The 26,175-nt window shown below is 37.5% G+C and carries 15 protein-coding genes; 2 read left to right on the forward strand and 13 right to left on the reverse strand.

Going from position 1 to position 26,175, the window contains the following annotated elements; all coding sequences use genetic code 11:
• Nucleotides 1–23: 23 nt before the first annotated feature.
• From F1560_RS13205 to galU, 12 genes are all read right to left on the reverse strand, one after another.
• Nucleotides 24–1,073 carry a CapA family protein gene (locus F1560_RS13205; RefSeq protein WP_149475096.1) on the reverse strand — a complete coding sequence of 350 codons (1,050 nt, stop codon included), beginning with the start codon at nucleotides 1,071–1,073 and terminating at the stop codon, nucleotides 24–26.
• A gap of 144 nt (nucleotides 1,074–1,217) precedes the next feature.
• Complete coding sequence (locus tag F1560_RS13210; protein ID WP_149475097.1) at nucleotides 1,218–2,861, reverse strand: acylphosphatase; 1,644 nt, start codon at nucleotides 2,859–2,861, stop codon at nucleotides 1,218–1,220.
• Nucleotides 2,862–2,888: 27 nt separating this feature from the next.
• Entirely contained in the window at nucleotides 2,889–4,511 is a 1,623-nt protein-coding gene (locus F1560_RS13215; RefSeq protein WP_149475098.1) for an acylphosphatase, read from the reverse strand.
• A 26-nt stretch (nucleotides 4,512–4,537) separates the two neighbouring features.
• Nucleotides 4,538–5,956, reverse strand: coding sequence for an ATP-grasp fold amidoligase family protein (locus tag F1560_RS13220; RefSeq protein ID WP_149475099.1), 1,419 nt, complete (start codon nucleotides 5,954–5,956; stop codon nucleotides 4,538–4,540).
• An 18-nt stretch (nucleotides 5,957–5,974) separates the two neighbouring features.
• On the reverse strand, nucleotides 5,975–8,140 hold the full coding sequence (locus F1560_RS13225; RefSeq protein ID WP_246811938.1) for a glycosyltransferase family 2 protein: 2,166 nt from the start codon (nucleotides 8,138–8,140) through the stop codon (nucleotides 5,975–5,977).
• Nucleotides 8,124–10,079 carry a glycosyltransferase family 2 protein gene (locus tag F1560_RS13230; protein ID WP_245347573.1) on the reverse strand — a complete coding sequence of 652 codons (1,956 nt, stop codon included), beginning with the start codon at nucleotides 10,077–10,079 and terminating at the stop codon, nucleotides 8,124–8,126. The genes F1560_RS13225 and F1560_RS13230 overlap by 17 nt, the downstream gene beginning before the upstream one ends.
• A 37-nt stretch (nucleotides 10,080–10,116) precedes the next feature.
• On the reverse strand, nucleotides 10,117–11,718 hold the full coding sequence (locus F1560_RS13235) for an ABC transporter ATP-binding protein (RefSeq protein WP_149475101.1): 1,602 nt from the start codon (nucleotides 11,716–11,718) through the stop codon (nucleotides 10,117–10,119).
• 33 nt (nucleotides 11,719–11,751) lie between these two features.
• Complete coding sequence (locus F1560_RS13240) at nucleotides 11,752–12,552, reverse strand: ABC transporter permease (RefSeq protein ID WP_149475102.1); 801 nt, start codon at nucleotides 12,550–12,552, stop codon at nucleotides 11,752–11,754.
• Nucleotides 12,553–12,602: 50 nt separating this feature from the next.
• Nucleotides 12,603–13,376, reverse strand: a complete 774-nt coding sequence (locus tag F1560_RS13245; protein WP_149475103.1) for a glycosyltransferase family 2 protein — start codon at nucleotides 13,374–13,376, stop codon at nucleotides 12,603–12,605.
• Complete coding sequence (locus F1560_RS13250) at nucleotides 13,377–14,537, reverse strand: glycosyltransferase (protein ID WP_149475104.1); 1,161 nt, start codon at nucleotides 14,535–14,537, stop codon at nucleotides 13,377–13,379.
• A gap of 24 nt (nucleotides 14,538–14,561) precedes the next feature.
• A complete protein-coding gene (locus F1560_RS13255; RefSeq protein WP_149475105.1) occupies nucleotides 14,562–15,686 on the reverse strand; it encodes a glycosyltransferase in 1,125 nt (374 codons plus the stop codon).
• Between the two features lie 306 nt (nucleotides 15,687–15,992).
• A complete protein-coding gene (gene galU / locus F1560_RS13260; protein WP_149475106.1) occupies nucleotides 15,993–16,877 on the reverse strand; it encodes a UTP--glucose-1-phosphate uridylyltransferase GalU in 885 nt (294 codons plus the stop codon).
• Between the two features lie 261 nt (nucleotides 16,878–17,138).
• Here galU and F1560_RS13265 point away from each other — a divergent pair, with 261 nt between their 5' ends.
• Nucleotides 17,139–18,452 carry a nucleotide sugar dehydrogenase gene (locus tag F1560_RS13265; RefSeq protein WP_149475107.1) on the forward strand — a complete coding sequence of 438 codons (1,314 nt, stop codon included), beginning with the start codon at nucleotides 17,139–17,141 and terminating at the stop codon, nucleotides 18,450–18,452.
• 71 nt (nucleotides 18,453–18,523) lie between these two features.
• Here the strand turns inward: F1560_RS13265 and F1560_RS13270 are convergent, their stop codons facing one another.
• On the reverse strand, nucleotides 18,524–19,978 hold the full coding sequence (locus tag F1560_RS13270; RefSeq protein ID WP_149475108.1) for an APC family permease: 1,455 nt from the start codon (nucleotides 19,976–19,978) through the stop codon (nucleotides 18,524–18,526).
• A gap of 550 nt (nucleotides 19,979–20,528) precedes the next feature.
• Here F1560_RS13270 and F1560_RS13275 point away from each other — a divergent pair.
• Entirely contained in the window at nucleotides 20,529–26,144 is a 5,616-nt protein-coding gene (locus F1560_RS13275) for a S8 family serine peptidase (protein ID WP_149475109.1), read from the forward strand.
• Nucleotides 26,145–26,175 lie beyond the last annotated feature (31 nt).

A 26,175-nucleotide genomic window follows, 5' to 3' on the forward strand; every position in this document is an offset into this window, starting at 1 on the left:
TTATCTACCACTTATCTTGTAAATTAAGAGATGTCCAAATCAGGAATATAATGTCGCATATGATTTCTCATCCGATCATAGACTTGTTGTGAGTCAAACTCACCAACATCGGTTTTAATTGTTTTTTGTCTATCAACAACGTCTTTTAATAAATGAAGCTTATAGTCCTTTTTATCTCCACTATCTACATAAGTTAGAGTATATTTAGGGTTGCTGATTTTAGTCATTTTACTATTCTCTGGTTTCTCTACATCAACTGTCATATACGCTCCAATCTGCCTGTAAATTCCTTTTTGACCGGAGAAGAAGTTACCTAAAGAATACGCAACAAAGGTCTCTTCACCCTTAGAGTTTACAATATTAGCAGGAGGTTGTAGTACATGTGGATGGTGACCTATAATTATATCAGCACCTGTATCAGATAAACTACTTGAAGTCTCTACTTGAAAAGATGTTGGGAGCATTGCATATTCTTTACCAAAATGCATTGATAGTACAACAATATCAGCAAGACCTTGACCTTTTATTTTATTTATGATTCTTCGAATCCACTTAACTCCATAATCAGCAAAACTTCCGGCTAGGTATTCCTTATCTTTAGGTCTCTTTACAGTTCCCATTGATTTTGTATATGCCAGGAAACATATTTTCAAGCCATTTCTGTGGAAAATTCGAAGTGTATTTCTATCATCATTGGATTTATAAGCACCCACATATGGCATGTCAATTTTTTCCCAATTTTCAATAGCTTTCAGAATACCTTCTTCCCCTTTATCCATAACGTGATTATTAGCCATATTTGCAATATCAACATTAAGATCTTTTAATGCATAACCTATTTCAATAGGGCTATTAAAATGTGGAAAACTGGAAATTCCTAGTTCTGCTCCACCAATAATTGACTCTTGATTCGCTATAATTAAATGATCTTTTCTAAATAGTGGTTTTGCTGCTGCAAGCATTTCTGTAAAATCATAACTACCATCTTCCAATTTCGCTTTATTATATACCCGATCATGGAGTAAAATATCACCAGTTGCTCCAATTGTAACTTTTCTTGTATTATTATCCATAATTACATCCCCTTTGATGCCTTTCTATTTCATTTATTCCAAAGCTATTCACTAAAATATATTTAACAATTAGCTTTAGTTATACTATTTTAGGCAGGCAAAATCTTGCTTGCAAGTCATTCAGATACTTTAGAAATAAAGAAGTTATTTTTGCTTAATGGCTTCTTTAATTTTCCTAATTGGTTCTGTATACTTCCAGGACGTACTACTCAAAATATGTTTATTATCCTTCTCAATTCTATCCCTTTGTTTCTTCAATCTCTGCAAATCCTTATCCATCTTCCTTAAAGCATATTGGACAGATTTGATATTTGACGTATTATATTGCTCTGATATTTCAAAACCAACCGTTACTGGCTCCTCATAGCTCTCTTCATTAATTTTTAATACGTTAGAACCTTGAGGATACTGTTCAATTATTTTCTTAAAGCCACTAACTGTTTCTCTATCTGTTCCAGCAACAACAATCTCGATTTCATCAAATACTTTACTCTTTACATAGCCATGTAAACTATGGTCAAGTGCTTGTTTTTTTAACCATCTATGGAAATTATAACGTTGTACATCCCCATAAACCGTATATTTTCTAGAATAAAGCCTACCTATCGGTGCAGGGGCTACCTCTACTTCAAGTGCCGCTCTATTTTCGAGAGGCTCCAAAATAGTTATTAAATCAAAATAAATTCTTGATTTCTCTGTATTTGTTCCTCTAGTTTCTGGAAAATAGTAATCGATAATAGCTCCTGGAATATCTCTTGATTTGCCTTCAATTGGGAACAGCGCACCGCCGATTTGTGCAGTCGGGTTCAATTCAATCACAACTGCGGATGCAGTAATATCGTCACCTTCGTTAACAATAATATCAACACCAGCATGTGGAAAATCAGGAATAGCTTTTAACGCATCAATTGCGATCTGTTTATACTCTTCTGCCAATGTATCGGTTACATCAACCGGATCTCCACCAGATGATACATTTGTTTTTTCCCTCAAATAGATTAATTTTCCTTTTTCCGGAATACTTTCCAGTGTATAGCCAGCATCCATAATAAAGTCTAAAATCTCATTATCGATATGAATTAAGCAACTATTTAGTCGCGCATTCTGTTTTCTCACCTTATTTTTCAGATCAATTAACTCTTCAATGGTGTGCTCTCCATCACCAGTAATATTTGCAGGAACTCGGTTATATGCTGCTATTACCTTATCTTCCACAACATAAACACGATACTCTTTACCTATCACATACTGTTCAACAATTACTTCATCATAATCTAATTCGTGACGGACATAATGAATTGCTTTTATTAACTGCTCTTCATTTCGAATATTTGTTACCACACCATTACCTAAACTTGCATTCGTTGGTTTTAATACAAGTGGGTAGCCTAAGTCCTTACTATACGCAATGATTTCTTCATTCGTTGCATCTGGAGCAAATCCCTTCCCTTTTGGAACAGGCACACCAGCTTTTTCAAGGTAAATCTTTGTATCATCTTTTTCCGAACCTATTTCAACTGCTTCATTAGTAACGAGGTCTCCACGTGTTCTAAAAAAGTAATGTGTTTTTGTTTCTGAGCTTAATGAAAACAAACGTCCTGGAGGGTTTACGCCAAAAATAATCATGTCTTTGAAATGATCCGAGTCCTTTGTATACCATTTAAGCTTCAATCCTCTTCGCCAGCCCTCCAGTGCAACTGCAAAAGCATCTAATCGTGTTTTTCGAGCATTTCTCACAATATCATTTGTAAGCTGTGGCAAACTAATTCCCAGCTGCTTCTCTTTCATTTCCATTTCCTCCTATGTAGCATCCTGTTAGTTTTTTAATTTTTTTGTGATTGATCCTACTAATCGAATTGGCATCGTTGCTTTCCAGGACAAACTACTATAGTACTTTCTTCGTTTCAATTCTGCTTTTTTAAGTTCACGTTCAGTAATTTCAAGCTCTTGCTTATACATCTTCAAGTCTTCAATTTGGGTTTTTAAATCTGTTTTTATTTCAAAGCCTACTTTAATTGGTTCTTCGTAGTCTTCTACCTGTATTTCAAAGACTTGTCCGCGTTCTTCATCTTCCCAAAATGCGTTTTTAAAATCATCTACCATCTCAGGATCTGTGCCACCTACAACAATTTCAATATCGCCCTCTTCAAGCGTCATGATATAACCGTGAAGATAACGTTCAAAGGCTTGTTTACGCAGTCCTCGATGGTACCCTATATCGAGCACATCTCCACTAACTATATATTTTTTTGCAAATAGCTTTTCTTGTGGGCACGGCGTTACTGTGGTGACAAATGCATCCCTTGATTGCAATGGATCAAGGACATCATGAAAATCAAAGAATGTATTTACTTCACCTGTATCGTTATCTTTTGTTTCTGGAAAATAATAATCAATAATTGCTTTTGGAATATCTCTTGATTTACCTTGGATTGGATAGAGCAAGCCGCCAAGCTGTGCAGTTGGGTTAAGTTCAATAATATAGACATTTGCATTGTCCTGATGTAAAATCAGATCAACCGCACCGTGTTCAAGACCCGACACAGCATGCAATGCCTTAACTGCTGCTTCTTTCACATATTCAGGTAACTCATCCAATGCATCAATCGGATCGCCACCTAACGAAATATTCGTTTTATCACTAAGTGCAATATTTAAATCCTTTTCCGGAATCGTGTCGAGTGAATATCCTTTCCGGCCAATATAATCTTCCACTTCTTCATTCACAAGGATTGGACAACTTACTAATCGAGGATTTAGACTTCTTTCCTCATTTTTGATCTCAATTAATGCTCCGATAGAATTTACCCCATCGCCTGTGACATTCGGTGGAATCCGGTTCATCGCTCCAACCACTTCATCACCAACAACATACATGCGGTACTCCTTACCCGGTATGTATTGTTCCACAATTACGTCCTGGTAACCAAGATTACTACGTACATATTCCAATGAATGTTCAAATTCACCACTGCTCGTGATATTAGAGATAACCCCTCTGCCGAAGCTGCCATCAGTTGGTTTTAATACAACTGGAAAACCTAAATGAGATGTGTAATCAACTATTTCCTCATTTGAAGATTCTTCTGTAAACTGCTTTCCTTCAGGCACAGTTACCCCATTTTTGAGTAATGCTTGTTTTGTCTTTTCCTTGTCCCGTCCAATATCGACAGCTTCATTAGTTACTTTATCACCTCGGGTTCTAAAGAAATAATGTGTTCTATCCTTTGAACTTAAGGAAAATAATTGCCCTGGTTTATCCACAAACCATGTTCTCATCTCATTAAATTTTTCGGAGTCTTTTACATGCCATCTAAGTGTTAGACCTCTTCTCCATCCTTCAAGCGCAACAACATAAGCATCTAATAAGTTTCCATGTGCATCTGAAACAACTTCATTGGAAAGGTGTGATAACCATTCTGCACGATTCTCTTCCATTTGATTTCCTCCTACAATTCACCATTTCAATCCCTTGTATGAACATCAGCTTCTAAATTCGTATAATGAATAAATTCCTTGCCATTTATCAAATCATTTGTTAATCGACCTTGTGCTTCAATAAAGTAATCTCCTAGCCATTTATCTGTCGGATTATCAAACTCATCATAGTTACCCGGTTTTGGTGTGAACTCTCCAAACACCAAGCCTTCATCAGACCTTAGAAAATCGATTCTTATAAAAGGAGAGGGTATTTCAGCACTAATCGCTTTAGCAATCTCAACCTCAGCATTTGTTACACCTTTACCTTTGAATAAGCTTTCATCATATTTTCCAGTTCCAATCCGTTCACCTGATGCTGTCCACCAGCAATACTTTATTTCCGGGTAGCGAACAATTTCTAAAATAAGTGCTACTTTTCCGTAAAAACAATAAAACTTAATATCACGCGCAGGTACTTTATTATCTCTGTCTTCCAATATTAATTCTTCGGTGAACCATTCATTACGACTAACTCGGCCGGATTCTATATCTCTCTCCATATTCTTCCTTAATACTTGCCAATTAGCAATGGTCTTGGATTGTTTTATATCTATTATATCATTATTCGTATAAACGAGATATACACCACGAGCGCCTGCTCCATCAATGGGTTTGATTGCTATCCCATTCTTTTCTGGGATTTCTTCTAAGGTATACGATCTATCAGAAACTTCTGGTGTTCTTATGTTTAATCGATTCATAAAACGGTATGCAAGCTTTTTATCATCTAGCAGCATTTCTGGTAAAGTTCCGATTAGCTGATGCTCCCGCATGCGCATATTTAGGCTTGCACGGTAAGAGGAAGCAGGTTTTAATGAGATCTCTTCCTCTGAAAGACCCGACCTGATCATGAACTCTGGAATATCTTCTACTTTTAGCCCGGATAGGAGTTTAGGATAAACGAGCTGCTTGTATGCCTTCTTCTCATTCATAAATAAACGAGCAGCTGCTTTTAATAGATGATTGTAATTTTCATCATACGTTTGCTTTTGCTCAATGACATCTTCCATTAACTCAATTAAAGTTCCTTCGTCCTTCTTTTCCTTTGCCATTCTCCATAAATGATTATAATCCAGTTTCGCAGTTGCTATTTTAAGCGAATTGATCATTTCCTTAGCGCCGGATAACTCATGGTGAATAGATGCAATCTCTTTTTCCAGATTTGCTATTTGCGGTTCTTGATTTGTATGCAATACTTTGCGAATGGAAGCAGTTTGCTTCCATGTCTTGCTTTTCTCTATATGCTGTATCTGTTTTTCGCTATTTTTAATATCAGCTTCTGCCTTTTTAATCGCCGCTTCTGTTTTAATCAATCGTTTGATTAATTCCTCATTGTCACGTTCACGTTCGATTGAAGCTAGGCTTTTTTGCACATCGATTTGATTATCATTTTCTTCGTTCATCCAATCATCACCTTTGCCTTATTCCAGTTTAAATGGATTCTCATCCACCAACCAATTTTCTATAAAGGATGCAAATGACACTTGATTCCATGTTTTTTCACTCATCCAGTTTTCAGTGGATAATGGAATTGATTTTAATTCTTTACGATGATTTTCCAACAAGTTATCGCGAACTTTCTCGTTAATTGGATACCATTTCGATTTAGTGTGAACATATTCAGCGATATGTCTCGAACACTTACGAAGATCGTAATTTTTAGTCCTTGTACTCCCTAACGGTGGTTGGTTAACAATAACTCGAACAACTTTTGGATGAATTTTCGGTACATACACTTGCTTTTCCTCAAATATAGCAGGGTTGTTTACAATTAATACATCACAAGAAATTGATTCACCATAGACAAGCATCTGCACCTGATTACCATCGATCAGCTTTCTTATGGATGGCTCAATTGCCTTTGCCATTTTCAAATCATATTGGCCCATTTGAATAAGTCCGGTTCGCATTCCCATTTCTTGTAACGCCTTTACTTGTAGAACGATATATTGATCTGGATTTGACCGGAAGTCCGAGATGAAGACGATATCGAAATGTCGCTTTCCGAGTTGTTTTTCCTCCCTCTCTGGCCACATCGGCTCCGGTACGGGATACAGCCTTGATTCAGGTTCGAATGGCATATAAAAAGTGTCTGTTTGTTTATGGTACAACCGATATGCCTCTGCATATTCCTTGCGGGTTCCCATTAAAAATCCATTGTATCCAAAAGCAGAGCTTGCAGTGAGTGAACCAGATGATTGCATTGGAAAGGATAATGGTCCGGTTTTTAAATCTACTACTGATTCTTTACCGAAGACAGCAATTAAACGATTTTTAAATTCACTGTCTGCTGCAAATCGAACTCTATCCCAATAACCAACCTTTTCAAGCACGGGCTTTCTCCTAAACATAATCGATGACATGTTTGAGAAAATATATCTTCCTGGCATACCTCTTCGATATGGCTTAAGTTCTTCTGTCAGTCGAGCATGCTCAGAGGTGTTTGCAATTATATCTTTCTGCTCCATTAAGTGGTTTACTTGTCTTTCAATCTTCTCTGGATGTGACCAATCATCTGCATCATTAATAGTGACAAATTCGCCTGTTGCCTGCTGTAAAGCTATGTTACGAGCAATATATGGCCCGCTGTTCTTTGGTGTAGTGAGCTGTTTTACTCTTGCGTCCATTTCGGCATATTCAGCAATCACATTTGCTGTATCATCTGTACTGCAATCATCTACAACCAATATTTCAAGGTTGTCCCACGTCTGAGCTAACATGGATTCAATCGCTACACGAATTCCCGATTCAGAATTATACGCAGGAATGATGATCGACACTTTCGGTCCATCACCCGTTGCATGCTTCTTTTGAATCGGGTTGGTTCTTAATCTATAATAAGCATCCATGGTATCGTCAGGTGACAATGTAATCTCCTGTAATTGGTAAAGACGCAAGCACTTATTAATCCAATCCACTCTACCTTCAATCGTTCTTTCTAAATTCGCTGCAGCTACATACAAATCTGCATGTTTATCTGAAACGAGCAGATTTGTAATGAATCGCATTCCCTTTTCTTGTTCACCTAGAAGTTCGTAGCTCTCAGCCTTTAGTATCGCCGCTTTTCTGAGTGTTTCTTGGTTTTTCTCTTTATCCATTGAAATAGCCATATATTTAAGAACCATGTCTGCACTATCTTCCGTAAGTTTATTCGCGTACCATAAAGCTAGCTCCCAAGCGATTGCCTTTCTTAAATAATAATCACTCGTAGTTACGAACAACTGCTGTAAATCGGATAATGCTTTTTCAATAAACCCTAGATCATATAAATATTTTTTGTATTTTTTAAGCTGATTTTCAGCATGTTTTCTTTTATAGGCTTTGCTATAGACTTGCTTGATATTCCTTCTGCCTAATACATAAGCTGGTATCGATCTTATAATGGATTTCCCTTCGCGCTTATACTTCGCCAGATTCTTTATCAAGTGCTGTGCCTGCATAAATTCGTGCTTATATTCCATCAAACGTTGCTGGTTCGCCTTCTTCTCGGCTGATTTCTTTTCCAGCTCTGCTTCTAATTCAGCCAATTGATCAGTTAATGCAGTATTTTCTTCTTCAGGCTTATTCATTTCAGTTTGTTTTTTCATCATATACCCAGCTCTTCTCCCATACACGTTCACTGAAGTTGACTTCATGCAACGCTTCTGTATGATGTTCCATCAAGGCATTCTTAATTTCAAGTGTTGCGGGATACCACGTTCCTGAATGGTCAAAGTATTCCTGTAAGTGTTTTAAACAATGAGTAATAGGATACCCTTCATCGCTTGGTAATTCGTTCACAATAACAGTTACTGACTTTGCAAGAACAGCAGGTATGTATCGTTGATACGCTTCTAAAACAACCGGATTCCAAACAATCAGCTGATCTGTTTGGATCTGTTCACCATATACGAGCATTTGCAATCTATCACCATCGAGCATATTGCGAATAGATTCTTTTATTGTTTTAGATGAACCTGCATTGTATTGATTGATTTGCACGAGACCAATTCGTCCATCTTTTCTCGCATAAAATTCCTTAATATAGCTGATTTGTTCCTCATCAATTGTTCGAAAATCAGTCGCGATTACCACATCGAAGAAACGTTTGCCTTCTGCTTTTTCCTCTCGTTTCGGCCACATTGGCTCCGGAACTTGAAAAACTCTAGTTGTCATTGGGAAAGGATAACGTAGTGTCTCTGCTGTGTTATGATGATACTCTAAAGCTTCTACGTATTCTTTTCTTACGCCCATGAAAAAGCCATTATAACCAAATGCAGAGCTTCCAGTAAGCGATGTAACGGACTGTCTTGGTAATGATAGGGGACCTGTTTTCAAATCAACATAGCTATTTTTTCCGAATACTTTAATCAGTCTTCTCTTAAATTCACCATCTGCAGCAAATCGTACACTATCCCAGTAGCCAACCTTTTCAAGAACTGGCTTGCGTCTAAACATAATAGAGGACATATTTGGGAAGATATATTTTCCTGGCGTACCCCGACGATATAGCTTCAGCTCTTCTTCCGTTAACCTTGAATGCTCGGATGTATTTGCAATAATATGCTCATGCTCAATCAAATGTTTAACCTGTATTTCTATTTTTTCAGCATGTGACCAATCATCCGCATCATTAATAGTGACAAAATCTCCAGTTGCATGCTCTAACGCAATATTTCGAGCAACATATGGTCCACTGTTTACTGGGGTTGAAAGAGCTTTAACGCGCGAATCCTTTTCTGCATATTCAGCGATAACTTTTGCTGTATTATCCGGACTGCAGTCATCAACTGCGAGAAGCTCAATATTTTGCCATGTTTGTGAAAGAATCGATTCAATGGCAACCCTTATTCCTTCCTCCGCCTTAAATGCAGGAAGAATGACAGATACTTTTGGTCCATCCTCTATTTTCCGGTCCATAGCTATGGTTTGCAAGTCATCGTATACTGGAGAGCGAACCGTTTGTGTAAATCCGATCGGTTGTAAGCCATATAACTCCATCACCTTGTTTACCCATTCCATCCGTTTATCAAGAGCGCCTTCTAAATTAGCTGCTGCAAGATAAAGGTCGGCATGCTTCTGAGTGGGAAGCATGCCATGAATAACTTCTTTGCCTTTTTCTACTTCATGACACGTTTCATAGCATTCAGCTTGAACAATAGCAATTCGCCGTAATTGGTCCGCATCCTTCTCGCCATTTTTTACTGCTTCAATATATTCTAGAGCTTTTCCAGCACCTTCTTTTGTATATTGATTGGCGTGCCACAACGTTAGCTCCCAAGCAGCCAGGCGTTTTAGCTGTGGATCTTTCATGTTGGTATAATAATCTTCTAATGCTTCAAGCGCCTTTTCTGTAAATCCTAGATTGTACAGATGATATTTAATTTGTTTAAGCTTTTGTCTCTGGGCCTGTTTTCTCCCAGACAGTATTCGTTTTATTTGCTGCTTCTGTTCTTCTGTAAAAATGTCAGTCAGAGCCTTTCTCTGCCTTTCATTTAAAACGGTATATACAACCCAGTCAACAGGAGCTAAGACTACCTTTTTCATTACACGAATCACTTCATGTCACCACCAAACGGTACCATTATTCTTTATTTTCTACAGGTTTCTTTGGAGATTCCTGTTTATTTACTGGTTTTCTTATTTGTTTTACAACTTTTTTATTCGCATTTCCAGATTTACTTATTCCAAGTGATTCTCGATATGCAGCAACGGCCTCTTCCGCCGTTCCATCAAAGCGAACCTGTCCACGCTCCATCCAAATACCTCTTGTGCATACTTTTTCCACAAAGTTCATACTGTGCGAAACGATAATAACTGCTTTTGCATGAGACATCATGTCTTGGATTCGTTCACTCGCTTTTTGCTGAAATGCCATGTCACCAGTTGAGAGTGCTTCATCAATAATAAATATATCAGGCTTCAATATAGCGGCAATGCTAAAGCCAAGCCTTGATTTCATACCAGATGAATATTGTTTCACTGGTTTATCAATGGATTTTTTCAGGCCTGAAAATTCTACAATCTCATCGTATTTCGCTTGAACTCTTTTTTTGGGTATCCCGAGAAGCATCGCATTCAGGAAGATATTATCTCTTCCAGATAATTGCGCATTAAATCCTGTACCATATCCTAAAAGAGAGGACGTTTCTCCTTCCAGCTGAATATCACCTTGGTCTGGCTTCAGGATATTCGTTAACACTTTACAAAGTGTACTTTTTCCAGCACCATTATGCCCGATAATCCCTACTACTTCGCCTTCTTTAATTTCAAAACTAACATCCTTTAACGCCCAGAATGTACCTGTATTCAGTTCATAGGAAACCCCTACATTCGTTGCTCGAACAATTGCTTTATCTTTAATCGAGCTTTGCGTTTTGTTTAACTCCAGGCTTCGCTTACGCTTTGGGGGCATAGGGACCGTTGCTTTATAATGAGCAATAATCTCTTTCGGATCACCAATTTCCTTTACCACGCCTTGATTGATCCACATTAATCGATCACAATTTCGCTGCGCGTATCTGAGACTATGGGTAACAATAATTACCATCTTCGCTTGTTTAACAAGCTCTTTCATTTTTAGAGCTGCTTTTTTACTAAAGCGTGCATCCCCTGTATTCAACGCTTCGTCAAGGATAAGCACCTCTGGCTCCAAATGAGCAGCAACACTGAACCCTAATCTTGCTTTCATCCCACTGGAATAATATTTCATTGGCTGGTCAATAAAATCTCCGATATCTGAGAATTCATGGATATCATCAATATAATAATTAATCAATGATTTACTAACTCCGAGCATCATGCCATTTAAATAAACATTCTCTCTTCCAGTCAGTTCTTTATTGAAGCCCATTCCAAATGAGAACAATGCAGTCACCTTACCGTCAACTTGCATTGTCCCTTTATCTTGTTGCAAAATTCCTGCAATGATTTTACTTAACGTCGTCTTACCAGCTCCATTGGAACCGATGATGCCAAGGATTTCCCCTTGGTGACCTGTAAAATCAATATCCTTCAATGGCCAAACTTTTTCTTTCTTCTTTTTCTCTTTTTTAGCGAACATGCCAAAAACACGTGATTTTATATCATCCTGATAGCCACGGTCATTAAAGGAAACACCTATATCTTTAGCAACGATAACATTTTCTTGTGATTCGTGCGTATTATGTTTCATTTGATCCTGCATGTTTACCCCTCATTTATTATAAATATGGCAGTATTATAATGCCTTAATAATTTTATGTTCGTTTTTACTGTAATAATAGAGCATGAACGTTCCTATCATAATTGCGATCAAGAATAGAATACCGAGTCCAATCAAGTTGGGTGTTTCGTGGAACATCAAAATATCTCGGTAGGCTGTAACAATAATTGCTACAGGATTGTATTCAATCAATGGTACGAGCCAGTCAGGTATTTTGCCACTTCGTATTAAACGTCCACCTTCCCAGATAATCGGGGAAGCATAGAAGAAAACACGTGTAATATATGTCATTAGATTTTCAATATCTCGAACAAAAATCGTAATAAACCCGAGAACTAGTCCCAACGCCATATGTACCGTTAATTGGATAAAAATAAGCAATGGCAGGTAAGCCACATGCCATGTCGGTACAACACCATAAATTGCTAGGAATAACGCTATTATAATTAAGCCAAATGCAAAGTTAAATAATTGGGTTAATGTAAACGATAATGGAAATAGCGCTTTTGGCAAGGACACTTGATTAATAATCGAGCTGTATCTTAAGATGGACTTTGATGATGAATTGATGCTTGTACTAATCCAACGCCAAGCGACTAATCCGATAACTAAGAATAGTGGATAAGAAAAATCATCATGGCTTCGATTTAGTACGACTACTACCAAGAAGTAGTACACCAATACATTCAGTAATGGATCCAGCAGCCACCAAAAATACCCTAAGTAACTATTCCGATGCTCTGCTTTTAACCCCGACTTGACTAAGTAAAATAATAAATCTTTTCTTTTCAGCATTTCTTGCATATAATTTTTCATTATTTATGACACCGCCTAATATTTAAACGTGAAGCGAACGGAATGAAAGGTCATCGCTTCGTTCTCCATCTGATAAGATCCATAATAGACCTCACTACATAATGCGCAAAGTACCAAATACTTTTCGGCAAGCTTTGCTTTTCAATTTTCCTGAAAACATACCAGTTTCGTTTTGCAGCTTTCCACTTGTTACTTGAGATCGAATTGCCAACAAGGCGATATTCGGCCAATATTTCGGGAAGTCCGTAAGCAAGGAAGCCCTTTTTCGTAATCGTTAACCAATAAACATAATCCTGCCTTGTTCTAATATTGACCATTTTCAAATGACCAACTTTATCTCGATCAAGCATAACGGTTAAACAGCCAATCACACATCGTTTCATTAAATCATCGTAATTCACGGATTCCGGGGTGGTACTTATAGCATTCGTTTTCGTCCCATCCTCCAGGATTCGAACATACGTTGTGAAGGAAAAAGCGATGTCCTTCTCTTGCATAAATCGTAATTGTTTGTCCAATTTTTCTGGCAGCCAACGATCATCACTGTCTAAAAATGCGATATAGCGTCCTTTAGCATTCTCCATTGCTGTATTGCGTGCTACAGCTGAACCGCTATTCTCCTCAAGCACAATTAGCTTGATGCGATTATCACGCTTTCTATATTCTTCCACAATCGACGTTGTATTATCAGTGGAACGATCATCCACAATCACCATTTCCCAATTAGCGTACGTTTGATCCAAAACGGAATCAATCGTATCTCCAATAAACCGCTCCGCATTATACGCAGGGGTAATTACCGATATAAGTGGATTTTGTTTCATTTAATCACCGATTCCTTCTTCCCGCATACTTTTATTTTCTACTTGAAGCAATTCATGGTACCAGGAGATTAATTTTTTCTCTTCCGTATACCAGTTTAGTTCCTCCACAACAGCTTTTTTTCCATTCTCACCCATACGCTTTGCTTCTTCTGGGTTATTTTTCAGATAAGAAATTGCCTTTTGTATTGCCACATCATCATATGGGTCAACAGCTATTCCACACTGATAGGTTTCCATAAATTTTTCCCATACAGGAAAGTTTGAGCAAATTATCGGCAGTCCTGCATTCATATACTCAAAAAACTTAGTCAGCTCTTTTTTCATATAATGCTCCGTTGGCGGAAAAAGAGCTACTCCTGCTAACCAATTTGTTTGAAGGTAGCGATCCTCGATTACTTCTTTTTCAATAAACTGATCGATTCCTTCTATTTTTAAGTTTGCTTTCTTATCTCCAGCTGCTTCGTACATTTTTTCTGCCAAGTCACTCGGGCATTTACCTACAAAATGCATCTCGATCTGCTCATCAATTACCGGTATACGAGCGTGAAACATTGCACCTCGTACAACGGACACATTTCCAGTATACAAGACTTTATTCTCTGCGGGGGATTCACGTTTGCTGTTCAAGAACTTTTCATTAACTGTCGGGTAATTTAAAATACACGTCCCCGTTGGGTAAATATCCTGATAATATTTTTCCGCAAGACATAATTCAAAGTTACGAGCAAAAAAACGTTCCATTAATCTATACGTTGCCGCAAACAATTTTCTTATTGGCATCGATATATAATCTTTTTGCAGAATACTTGTAATATAATCTTCGTGAATATCATAAATTACGACATTGCTTTTATTCTTTAATAGCCACGCTATTGGTAAAAGCTCTGGATCATGAAAATGATAGACATCTGCGTTTAATTTTTTTGCTTCCTTATACGCTGCGAATGCCCCAACTGTCATTCTTTTTAATCTGCTTTTATATTTTTTTAATGGTATATGTTTGATCGGTTTATCTGTATTTGAATCCTGATCGCCTGACTGAGCGATTAGCGTCACATCAAAACCTGCTTTTTGCAATGACTTACATTCTTTATGATAGATTCTTGGATCGTATGGGTGATGTACAGTTGTTAACTGAACAACACGTTTTGGAGTATGCATACTCCTTCAACTCCTGTTCAACTTTTAATACGTTTTATTTAGTGTTTTCATAAATACGTCTTCATATTGTTTAACAATCGTCTGTGCATGGAATGTATTCACACGCTCCAGCCCTTTTTGGATGACCTGCTCACGCCTGTCCTCTGTCCAGGTTAATGTTTCATAAATTTTTTCTGCCAATTGTTCTGCATTTCCAACCTCACACATTAGCCCGTATTCACCGTCATTTAATACTTCTCCAGCTCCAGGATATGCCTTCGTTGAAACGACAGGTATCTCTGTTGCCAGAGCCTCTGAAAGGACATGACCAAACCCTTCTCGCTTGGAAGCCAGTACGAAAACATCAGCATGTGCGAAATAAACATATGGATTCTGCTGAAATCCAAGGAAGAACACTTTATCAGCTACATTCATCCTTTCAGCTAGATGCTTTAATTCATCCTCCAGTTCACCTTCACCAAGGATAACAAGCCTCACATCCAAGCGATGACTTACATCGGCAAACGCTTTAATCAGTGTCTGTTGATCCTTATCTTGAACCAGCCTGCCTGCTGTGATGATTACTTTTTCACTTCCAGCAAAAATGGTTTTATGTTCCTGTGGAAGTATTCCCTCTTCCACATTGGTTCGAATGCGTTCGATATCAACCGGGTTGTAAATAACATTAACTTTTTCTCGTTTTACCTTATAACGTTTCACAATATTTTCTTTCACACCATTGGAAAGTGCTATTACACGACTGGAAAATTTGTATAAAAGCCCGTATAATCTTAATTTAAAATCAGCAGCAGGACTGCCTCCCAAGAAAGCTGCTTCTCGCACGATGTTTTTCGCTCCAGTAAAAGAAAGAAGATTTCCTAGAATAGCGATTGTATTATAATTCGGTATCGTACTAAATACAATATCCGCTTTTTCTTCCCGAATTACTTTTGCTAATGGGAAAATCGCTGACCTTAATCGTTTCGTTTTTAATTTAATAAATTTCACATCTTGATCTAAATATTTTTCATAGCTTCCATCGTAATCTAACGTAACGAGTAACGGCATGAATTTCGATCTATCGATATTATTTAATATGTTCAATAATGTTCGAGCAGCTCCACCGCCACCCATTTGGTAAATAAAAAATAAAACACGTTTCTTCTCCACGAAATCGTCATCCTTTTTAAAGTAAAGAAAGTATAAAATTTGGCTGTACGTATATCTTTTACCGGACTGTTACATCCAACTCACTTCATGAATAGACCGAAAATACACTGAACGAATTATACCATAGCGGCAACAATAAATAAATTGTCGAAATCATTACAATTAAGGTATCTTATGTACGATTTCATGTTACATTTTCCCTTTCATTGTAAAGGTATTTTAATATAATGGAAATTGACGTTTTAAAGTCTATTACAAAAAGGATCTGGTTTGATAAACGCAGATCCTTTAATGGCTGTTGGTCTATTAACGATCTAAACTTTTCAACTTCTGTTCCATATATGCCTTAATTTCGTTATGTAAGTCTGGTCGGTTTAAGGCAAAATCAATAGTCGCCTGCACGAATCCTAATTTCCCACCAATATCATAACGTTCACCAGTAAAGTTATATGCAAGTACTTGTTCCTTTTCGTTTAACTTATTTAATGCGTCAGTTAACTGAATTTCGTTATTTTTCCCTGGTTCTTGTTTTGCAAGAATATCAAAAATTTCCGGTGAAAGTATATACCTTCCCATAATCGCTAAATTGGATGGAGCTTCATCTTGGCTTGGCTTTTCAATTAATGATTCAATCGCTCGAACAAAAGAACCGTTATCTTCTATTGTTAACGGATTAACGATACCATATTTTGATACATCCTCTCTTGGTACATCGTGTACACCAATTACCGAGGATTGATGTTTATCATACACATCGATAAGCTGCTTCAAACATGGAACTTCTGATTCCACAATATCATCTCCAAGCAAAACAGCAAATGGTTCATTCCCTACAAAGCTGTGTGCACATCCAATTGCATGCCCTAAGCCTTTTGGTTCTTTTTGTCGGATATAATGGATATTGGCTAAATTCGAAATAGACTTGACCACTTCTAGCATATGGAAGTCTCCTTTATGTGCCAACGTTTCTTCAAGCTCATAAGACTTATCAAAATGATCTTCTATTGCACGTTTTCCTCTTCCAGAAATAATAATGATATCTTCTATCCCGGAAGCCACTGCTTCTTCTACAATATATTGAATCGTCGGTTTATCCACAATTGGAAGCATTTCCTTTGGCTGCGCTTTTGTTGCTGGAAGGAAACGTGTCCCTAGTCCTGCAGCTGGAATAATAGCCTTCGTTACTTTCATTTTATGCTCTCCTTCTATTAGATTAAATAGCCGTATATTAAGGTTCATTTTCAATTCACCATGTATTAATGTTAGTTTATCATATCACCAGTTACTATCCAATTTTCGAACAAATAATGCAATAAATAGTCAAAATCTGTATAATAGTAATTGCTATACAAGATCATTATATAGATGTATAGTATTTTTGATAAGCATTATTTTGATATAGTAGAGCTACATTTGAATTAAATTAAACAGATAAAGGAAGGCAACGATACCATGGAATTGTTTCAGAAATTACAAGCAAAAGAAGAGAAAATCGCGGTTATCGGTCTAGGATACGTTGGTCTGCCACTAGCAATAGAATTAGCCAAGAAATTTGATGTTGTTGGCTTTGATGTAAATAAAGCTAAATTGGATAAATATTTAAGCGGGATTGATGTAACAGACGAAGTTGGCGACGAAGCGCTCAAAAAAACAAGCCTAAAATTTACGAGTGAAGAGGAAGATTTGCAATCTTGCAAATTTCATATTGTTGCTGTTCCGACTCCCATTAATACCGATAAGACACCTAATTTAAATCCGGTGATTGGTGCAAGTGAAACCGTTGGAAGGAATTTAACCAAAGGTTCCATCGTCGTTTATGAGTCAACGGTTTACCCAGGAACGACAGAAGAAATTTGTATTCCAATCCTTGAAGAAGTTTCAGGTTTGGAATTTGGAAATGACTTTAAAGTCGGTTATTCACCAGAGCGAATTAATCCTGGTGATAGAGTAAATACATTAACGAAAATCACGAAAATTGTTTCTGGCTCGGATGAACCTGCACTTCGTGAAATAGCTAACCTCTATGGTGCTATTATTGAAGCTGGAGTATTTGAAGCTGAATCCATTAAAGTTGCTGAAGCAGCTAAGGTAATTGAGAATTCACAACGAGATATAAATATTGCATTTATGAATGAGCTTTCAATGGTGTTTAATAAAATGGATATTAACACAAAAGCTGTCTTGGAAGCTGCAGGGACGAAGTGGAATTTCCTTAATTTCACACCTGGATTAGTTGGCGGACATTGTATTGGTGTGGATCCATATTATTTCACGTATAAAGCAGAACAACTAGGATACCATTCTCAAATTATTCTCTCTGGAAGAAAAATTAATGATGATATGGGAAAATATATTGCAAGCAATATCATTAAAAAAATGATTAAAGCAAAGCAAGAAATCGATGGTGCACGAGTAGCTATTTTCGGACTTACCTTTAAAGAAAATGTACCAGATGTCCGAAACACAAAAATTATTGATATCATTAGTGAATTAGAAGAGTATGGTGTAGAAACAATTGTTTATGACCCTGTTGCAGAGAATGAGGAAGTTTATAATGAATTTAATATTCGTTTAGTTGATCAGGATGAATTAACGGAACTGGATTGTATTGTATTCGCTGTGCCTCATAAAGAGTTTAAGGAATCTTACAGCCTAGATACACTCGATCAACTTTACAAAACGGATACAAAAGTATTAATTGATATAAAAAGTATCTTTGACAGAAAAGAATCCCAAGCAAAAGGATATCATTATTGGAGTTTGTAATTTGATAGTAAACAAATAAAACGGGAACCGAAGATGGTTCCCGTTTTATTTGTTACTCACTGTACTATAACCTATTTTTTCAAGTGTACGTCTTCCTCACCTAAAATCAAGTAATTCAATTCTTTTTCAGGTACTTTATTAAATTGCTTTCGTTTCATCAGATAGAAGATAACACCGAGAACAACCCATGCTACTAATGCGATTCTTGATTCAACACCTAAATAAGCAGGTGAACCCGGGACTAGCAAAAGTCCTAGAAACACAAGGCTCGTAAGCAATCCAATAAAGGAAACAACTTTTTTAGATGGTGAAACTGTGTTTAATTTTCCGTTGAAATTAGCATCCTTTTTCCACTTAAATAACTTAAAAGCAGTGAAGCAGGTGTAAAAATAAGCTATTGTCACTCCTACAGATGACATATCGACCACCCATAGCAATGCCTCCCTACCGAACCATGGGGCAAACATCGACAGAATTACAACAAATATAATACCAATATACGGCGTTTTATACTTGGGATGTAAGTTTGAAAAAACTTCCGGTAATATCTTTGCTCTCGACATAGCAAATAATAAGCGACTCGAAGAAAGAATAAACCCAATTAACCCAGTGAATATTCCCATCGTTAATGCCACTACTAAAATAGCCAAACCACCTATTCCTAATAAACGTTGAATCGCTGTCCCCGTTCCCCAAATATAATTGCCAGCAACTAAACCTTGCCAAGGTTCAGCCATAGACGTTGCAATTATCATCAGGCTATATAATAAGAACGCAAAGAATATCGCATAAATAATTAAACTAAATGCTTTTTTAGAGGAAAAATTAAATTCTTCTGCTGTCTGTGGGACTGTATCAAATCCAACATAAGCCCAAGGCGCAATTGCTACAATTGAAATAATGGCTGCAAATGCAGTTGTTTCTACTGGGAAAAATGGTTGCATGTTCGATATTCCAGTACCTGGCTGTATCCCAACTAATAGTGTTAAAACAACAATACTAATAACCATAACGCAGCAAAAGATAAACTGGATTCTACCAGACATCCCTGTTCCTTTTATATTGAAATAACCAAATACGATAAGCGCAATCGTTGCAATTATAATTTCTGTTCCATACACACTCCAACCAGCAACCTCGTAAAGGTAAATGTTTTCAATAAGCTTCGGCAACGTAAACTTAATCATTAATGCAAATGCTGATGCATTGAGTGCCACAATACAAATATACCCAAACGTTAAAAACCAGCCACATATAAATGCATGTGTACGTCCCAGACTCACATATGTATAAGCAAACGCTCCTCCTGAAACAGGAAAGCTTTTGATTAGGAAACCGTAACTGACAGCTATCAGCATCATTAATAAACCACCAATACCGAAACCAATGATTACTCCGAGTGGACCAGCTGTAGACATCCACGTGGCAGGTTGAACGAATGCTCCCCAGCCAATTGCTGAACCTAAAGCAATTGCCCATACCCAATGTGGTTTTAATGATTTCTCTAATGTGGTTCTCTCATTCATACTTTTTCTCCTTAATTTACAATTTGGATTTTAATCATAGGTTTTATTTTACCACTACTTTTTTACAAAATATATTATTTCCTATTCAAGAAGACTAAACTAAAAATGTAGTAATTAAGCGTGGTATCTACCATCAAAACTGATGGAGATATCACGCTTATTTCGTTGTAAAACAAAAGAACATTTTTTGTCTAATCTTAAAAGCATTGTACAAGCACCTCCAACAATTCCCCATATGTTTTGATCCCCTATTTATTCCAGGTGTAATTAGAACTATTTAATTAAAAACTCACTTCACTATTACATACTATAGATAAAAAGACCCAATTAACAATTATCAAATAATGTCGAATGATAGTTAAAATTAACTAATTATTATTTATATTGCTATTATATTACAAAATTTCATTTCTATTGTAATAGAGCTGTGCTACTATAAAATTGTATTATTGTCAAAAAATTAAATATTTTATAGAAAGGATTGGTTATATGAGAAATTAGTCGGTTTGTCTAGAAAAAATGATTAAAACAGGAATGGGAGGAAGTTTGATTGAAGCGGAGGAATTTCAAGAAATTATTTACTAGTTTATTAATCTTTACACTTATTCTTTCATTATTTAATCCATTATTTATATCAGCCGAAACAGATAGCAAAGCGACGAAACAACTAAATGTTGATGAAAGAATGTCGCAGCTAAAAGAAGTTGTTTCAAAGCAACAAGCAATATTAAATCAGGAGCCTATTTTACACTCCTCTTTACAAAATTTATCTAGTAATAAAGAAGTAGCTGTTATTGTTCAATTATCCGAATCTCCTGTAGCACTAGAACAAGGAAAGAAAACAGTAGAAGGAAAAACGCTTAGCGGGACACAAGCAACAACAGTTAAAAACAAAGTTATAAATGAGCAAGCAAGATTTGAAAATCTATTAAAAGCAGACAATATCGACTACGAGAAAGGATTTACGTATACCCAAGCTTTTAATGGGATGTCACTGAAATTGAACGCTAATGATATTGATAAATTATTAACAATGGATGGCGTTGTCAGTGTAGATCCTGACGAAGAAGTTCATGCCCTTGAACTTGCTAGTGATAATAAAGTAGGACCCATGATGGTTGATACCGTTCCCCACCTCGAAGTTCCCGAACTTTGGGATCTAGGTCATGAAGGGCAAGGCGTAAAAGTTGCCGTCCTGGATACGGGAATTGATTATAATCATCCTGATTTTCAAGAGATTTATAAAGGCGGCCATAACTTCATAGAACACACGGATGATTATGCTCGTCCACGTGAAAATGAAGATCCCTATGAAACTACTCCGGAAGATCGTCCAGAGCATATGCCAGAATTCAATGCAAATGGCAGCTCCTTTTATACATCACACGGGACACATGTTGCAGGGATTATTGCTGGAACAGGCAACAATGAATATGGCATTAAAGGAATAGCACCAAAAATTGACCTGTATGCGTATCGAGTCCTAGGAGCATATGGCAGCGGATTCACTTCTGGAATCATTGCTGCGATTGATAAATCCGTTGAAGAAGATATGGATATTATCAATCTATCATTAGGCGGTGGTAGTAATAGTCAAACTGCCCCAGATGCAATTGCTATTAATAATGCAACATTAGCTGGAGTTACAGCAATTGTCGCAACAGGAAATAGTGGGCCTGGACGTGGCACCGTTGGAAACCCTGCATCTGCAGCACTGGCAATTTCAGTTGGAAACTCCACATTACCAGAGGAAACAATTCAGGCAAACCTAGTAACCCATGCTGGTGAGTACGAGCAGCAATATGACGCAGCATTAATGGGATGGAATTTTGCTGAAGATCCAGCGGATACATTATCAGGTACATACGATGTTGTACCGGTCCCAGGGATTGGAGCAGCATCTGACTATGAAGGAATTAACGTTGATGGAAAAATTGCGTTAGTTGCACGTGGAGAGATTCCATTTGTAGATAAGATAGATATCGCGAAGGAACTTGGAGCTGTTGGTATCTTGATTCATAACAATATCGATGGTGAAGGACCTGCAAATGTATTGCTGGGAAATTCATTCGAGTTTATTCCAGCATTTGATATTTCAACTTCAGACGGCCAAGCTTTAAGAGATGCAATCGCGTTGACAGCGGACAAAATTGGTAAGGTTACGTTTAGTGATTATCAGGTTGACTCTACCGATGGTGATCATATAAATCCTTCTAGTTCACGCGGGCCGTCCACGCCAGTATTTGATATCAAGCCAGATGTTTCCGCACCAGGAACAAATATTATGGCAACGGTTCCTGCTTACGGCAAGGATTACGAGGATGCAGATTATGCTCAAGCATACGATCGGAAAACAGGGACAAGTATGGCTGCACCTCAAGTCGCAGGTATAGCAGCATTACTTTTATCCAAAAATCCGGATTGGACACCGTATGATATTAAAGTTGCGTTGTCGAACACAGCTAAACAATTGGACACGGAACTATACGATGTCTTCGCTCAAGGACCTGGTCGTGTACAGCCATTAGCAGCTGCAAATGCTGAAGCTTTGGCATACGCAATAGACACAACTATCTTCGATGACCAATCACTTGATTATGAAAAAGGAACGATTACATTCGGCAGAGTTGCGCCAGATCCTGAAAATGAAATAACCGTTACAAAACAAATTGAGATACGTGATGTAATTGGAAATTCGAGTGATTATGATGTGAGTGTTGAAGTAACGAAAGCGGCTACTGGTGAATTAGCTGATGCTAGCGTTACTGTAAGCAAATCATCCTTTACTTTAAAAGGTACGGAAACCCTTGATGTTACCTTATCTATCCCAGCAGGTGAAGAAGCGCCAGGAAATGAGCTACTTGGGTATGTTCATATTACAAACGGGACAACAGATTTAGGATTGCCTTTTGCTGTTGAATTTTCGACTGAAGTTCCGAGTGGACTAGCTTACTTCGAACTATCCGAATACGCAATTTCACCAAATGGCGATGGCATGCATGATCAAACCACATTGGAATTTGGATTACTAGCCGATGAGGAGCTCATGTCTATTGAACTATGGGATGCTGCGAATCCAAATGGTGGCTATTATGATGATGGTTACTTAGGATATTTGGCATTACAAGCCTTACCAGCTGGCGGATGGCAGCTCCCAATAGGTGAAACATATTACGATTGGGAAACCGAAGAAGAAACAGCAATCCCAGATGGTGTCTATACCGTTGATTTCAATTCATGGGATATTGCAAACCAAAGTATTACACTACTTGCAGACGATGGACCACTTTATGTTAAATCATCTACTCCTGAAATTGAATTTGATCCTGTAGATGATGAAATCGATGGATCAGAATATATTGTAACAGGATCAATTGATGATACATTTATTGATTTCAAAACAACTGTAAAAAGAATTTTTGGAATCCCTTATGATGTAAACGAAAAATTAACTGCCACGTATGAATTAACAGATGATACTGGTCATGTTTTGGAAAGCAATGCCGTAACACTTGAACAAGATGGTACCTTTGCAATCCCATTAACTGAACTAACCAGCGGGGAAAACACACTAGCTTTAATGGTTGATGATATCGTTGCAAATAGCGCCGGACAAGAAATCACACTGAATGTAACAGAAGCAGTGAAGGAGTTTACGATTTCCTTAACACCTTCTACTACGGAGCCTACAGAAGGACCTGTGACCATTTCTGTAGAGACTGATAGTGAAGCAGAACTGGTTGCGATGAAGTGGCTACAAGGTGACAAAACTGCTGATGATTTTGCAGAAGCTGGAAATAATATCGACTTAGAGACAAAGGCTTTTGACATTCATGAAAACGGCACGTACACCGTTTATGTGCAAAATGGTGAGGATGTAGAAGCTGTTCAAACGATTACTGTAGAAAATATTACAGATCCGGTTGAAGAGGAAATTACGATTACCCTCTCTCCTTCTACTTTAGAACCAACGGAGGGGCCGATTACGATTTCTGTGAATACAGATAGTGAAGCAGAACTTGTTACAATGAAGTGGCTACAAGGTGACAAAACTGTCGAAGATTTTGCAGAAGCTGGAGATCCTATCAATTTAGATTCGAAAGCTTTTGATGTCCACGAAAACGGCACCTATACCGTTTACGTGCAAAATAGTGAGGATATAGAAGCTGTTCAAACGATTACAATAGAAAATATTACAGATCCAGTTGAAGAGGAAATCTCGATTATCCTTTCCCCTTCTACTACAGATCCGACAGAAGGGCCGATTTCCATTTCTGTAGAAACAGATAGTGAAGCAGAGCTGGTTGCAATGAAGTGGTTACAAGGTGACAAAGCAGCTGATGATTTTGCAGAGGCTGGGAGTACTATCGACTTAAATACGAAGGCTTTTGATGTTCACGAAAATGGAATATACACCGTTTATGTGCAAAATAGTAACGGAGTCGAAGCGGTTCAAACTATTGCGATCGGGAATATCATCGTACCTGGTGAGCTTAGCATTACGTTAATCCCTTCTACAACTGAACCAACAGAAGGGCCAGTGTCCATTTCCGTTATAACAAACAGCGAAACAGACCTTACTGCATTAAAATGGCTTCCAGGTGAAAGAACTGCTGAAGACTTTATCGAGGCTGGTAACGATATTGACCTAGCAACAAAGACTTTCGATATTACAGAGAATGGATCTTATACGGTATATGCGAACAATCATGACGAATTAGAAGCTATCCAAACCATTGCCATCGAAAATATTATCGAGCCTGGTGATGAGGTCATTACAATTTCGTTAACGCCTTCAACAACAGCATTAACAGAAGGTCCTGTTACGATTTCGATTGATACAGACAGTGCAGCAGATTTAACAGTATTACAATGGCTTGAGGGCGAACGTTCTGTCGAAGATTTTGCCGAATCAGGAAATGCTATCGATTTAGATGCAAAAGCTTTTGACGTTCACGAAAATGGGACATACACCGTTTATGTGAAAAATAGCAACGGAGCTGAAGCTGTTCAAAGCCTTGCCGTGACAAATATTACAGAACCTGTTGAAGAGGAGTTTACAATAACCCTCTCCCCTTCTACTACAGAGCCAACGGAAGGTCCTGTGATCATCTCAGTTGGAACAGACAGCGAAGCAGAGTTGGTTGCAATGAAATGGCTACAAGGTGATAAAACAGCTGTGGATTTTTCCGAAAACGGTCATGCAATTGATCTTCATACGAAGGCTTTTGATGTTCACGAAAATGGAACATACACTGTTTATGCGAAGAACCGTAATGATATAGAAGCTGTTCAAACCATCCATGTGGAAAATATTACAGAGCCAGCACCCAAAGAAGAGACCGTTATCGCAACTCCACAAATCGTGAATGGAATAGCTACTATTTCTAATGACGCTATCGAAAAATTAGCGGATGGTGGTACACTCATCATTAAACTAGACGAAGTGGAATCTGTACAAATAAAACTGACAGAGAATCAGCTTGCTGCATTAAAAGCTAAAGGAGCTACACTCATTATTCAAAATCATCATATTGAAATGCAAATTCCATTAACAAATTTACCGGATGGAAAAGACATTTCAATTAATCTTAAAAAACAAGATGATATTGAAGAAGCAGTTAGTCGCGTATATGATTTGACCATCTACGCAAACGAAGATGAAATCAACACGTTTAAAGATCCGATAACCCTCCTATTCACGATTGATGTGAATAAAGTGAACAATGCAGATGCTTTAAACATGTATTACTTGAATGAAGAAACAGAGGAATGGGAATTAATTCCTGGTGCTGTATATCAGGATGGGAAAGTTTCAGTTAAAGTAGATCACTTTACTCAATTTGCCGTTTTTGAAGATACGGACGATGATAAAGATCCTGTAGATCAAGATCCAGTGGATAAAAATGGTGATAAGAAAGATCCTAAAGATCAAGACCCGATTGATGGCGATTATTCAGGTGTCGGTAAAAATACCGGAAACAAACCTGGCAGTGGAACGAATAAGAATATCGGTTATGCAAAAGCCGACTCAGGTGATGGTAAAAAACTTCCAAGTACTGCTACAACAACTTATAATTATCTTGCAATCGGAGCGGCACTAGTCCTCATTGGCTTAGTAGCAATCTATATGCAGCACCGAAGAAAAAGAAAATCGATGTATTAATTTTCAAGAAAATATTGTAAGCGTAAAGAGG

Origin of the sequence: Oceanobacillus polygoni (assembly GCF_008304605.1) — a bacterium.
GTDB lineage: Bacteria > Bacillota > Bacilli > Bacillales > Amphibacillaceae > Oceanobacillus > Oceanobacillus polygoni.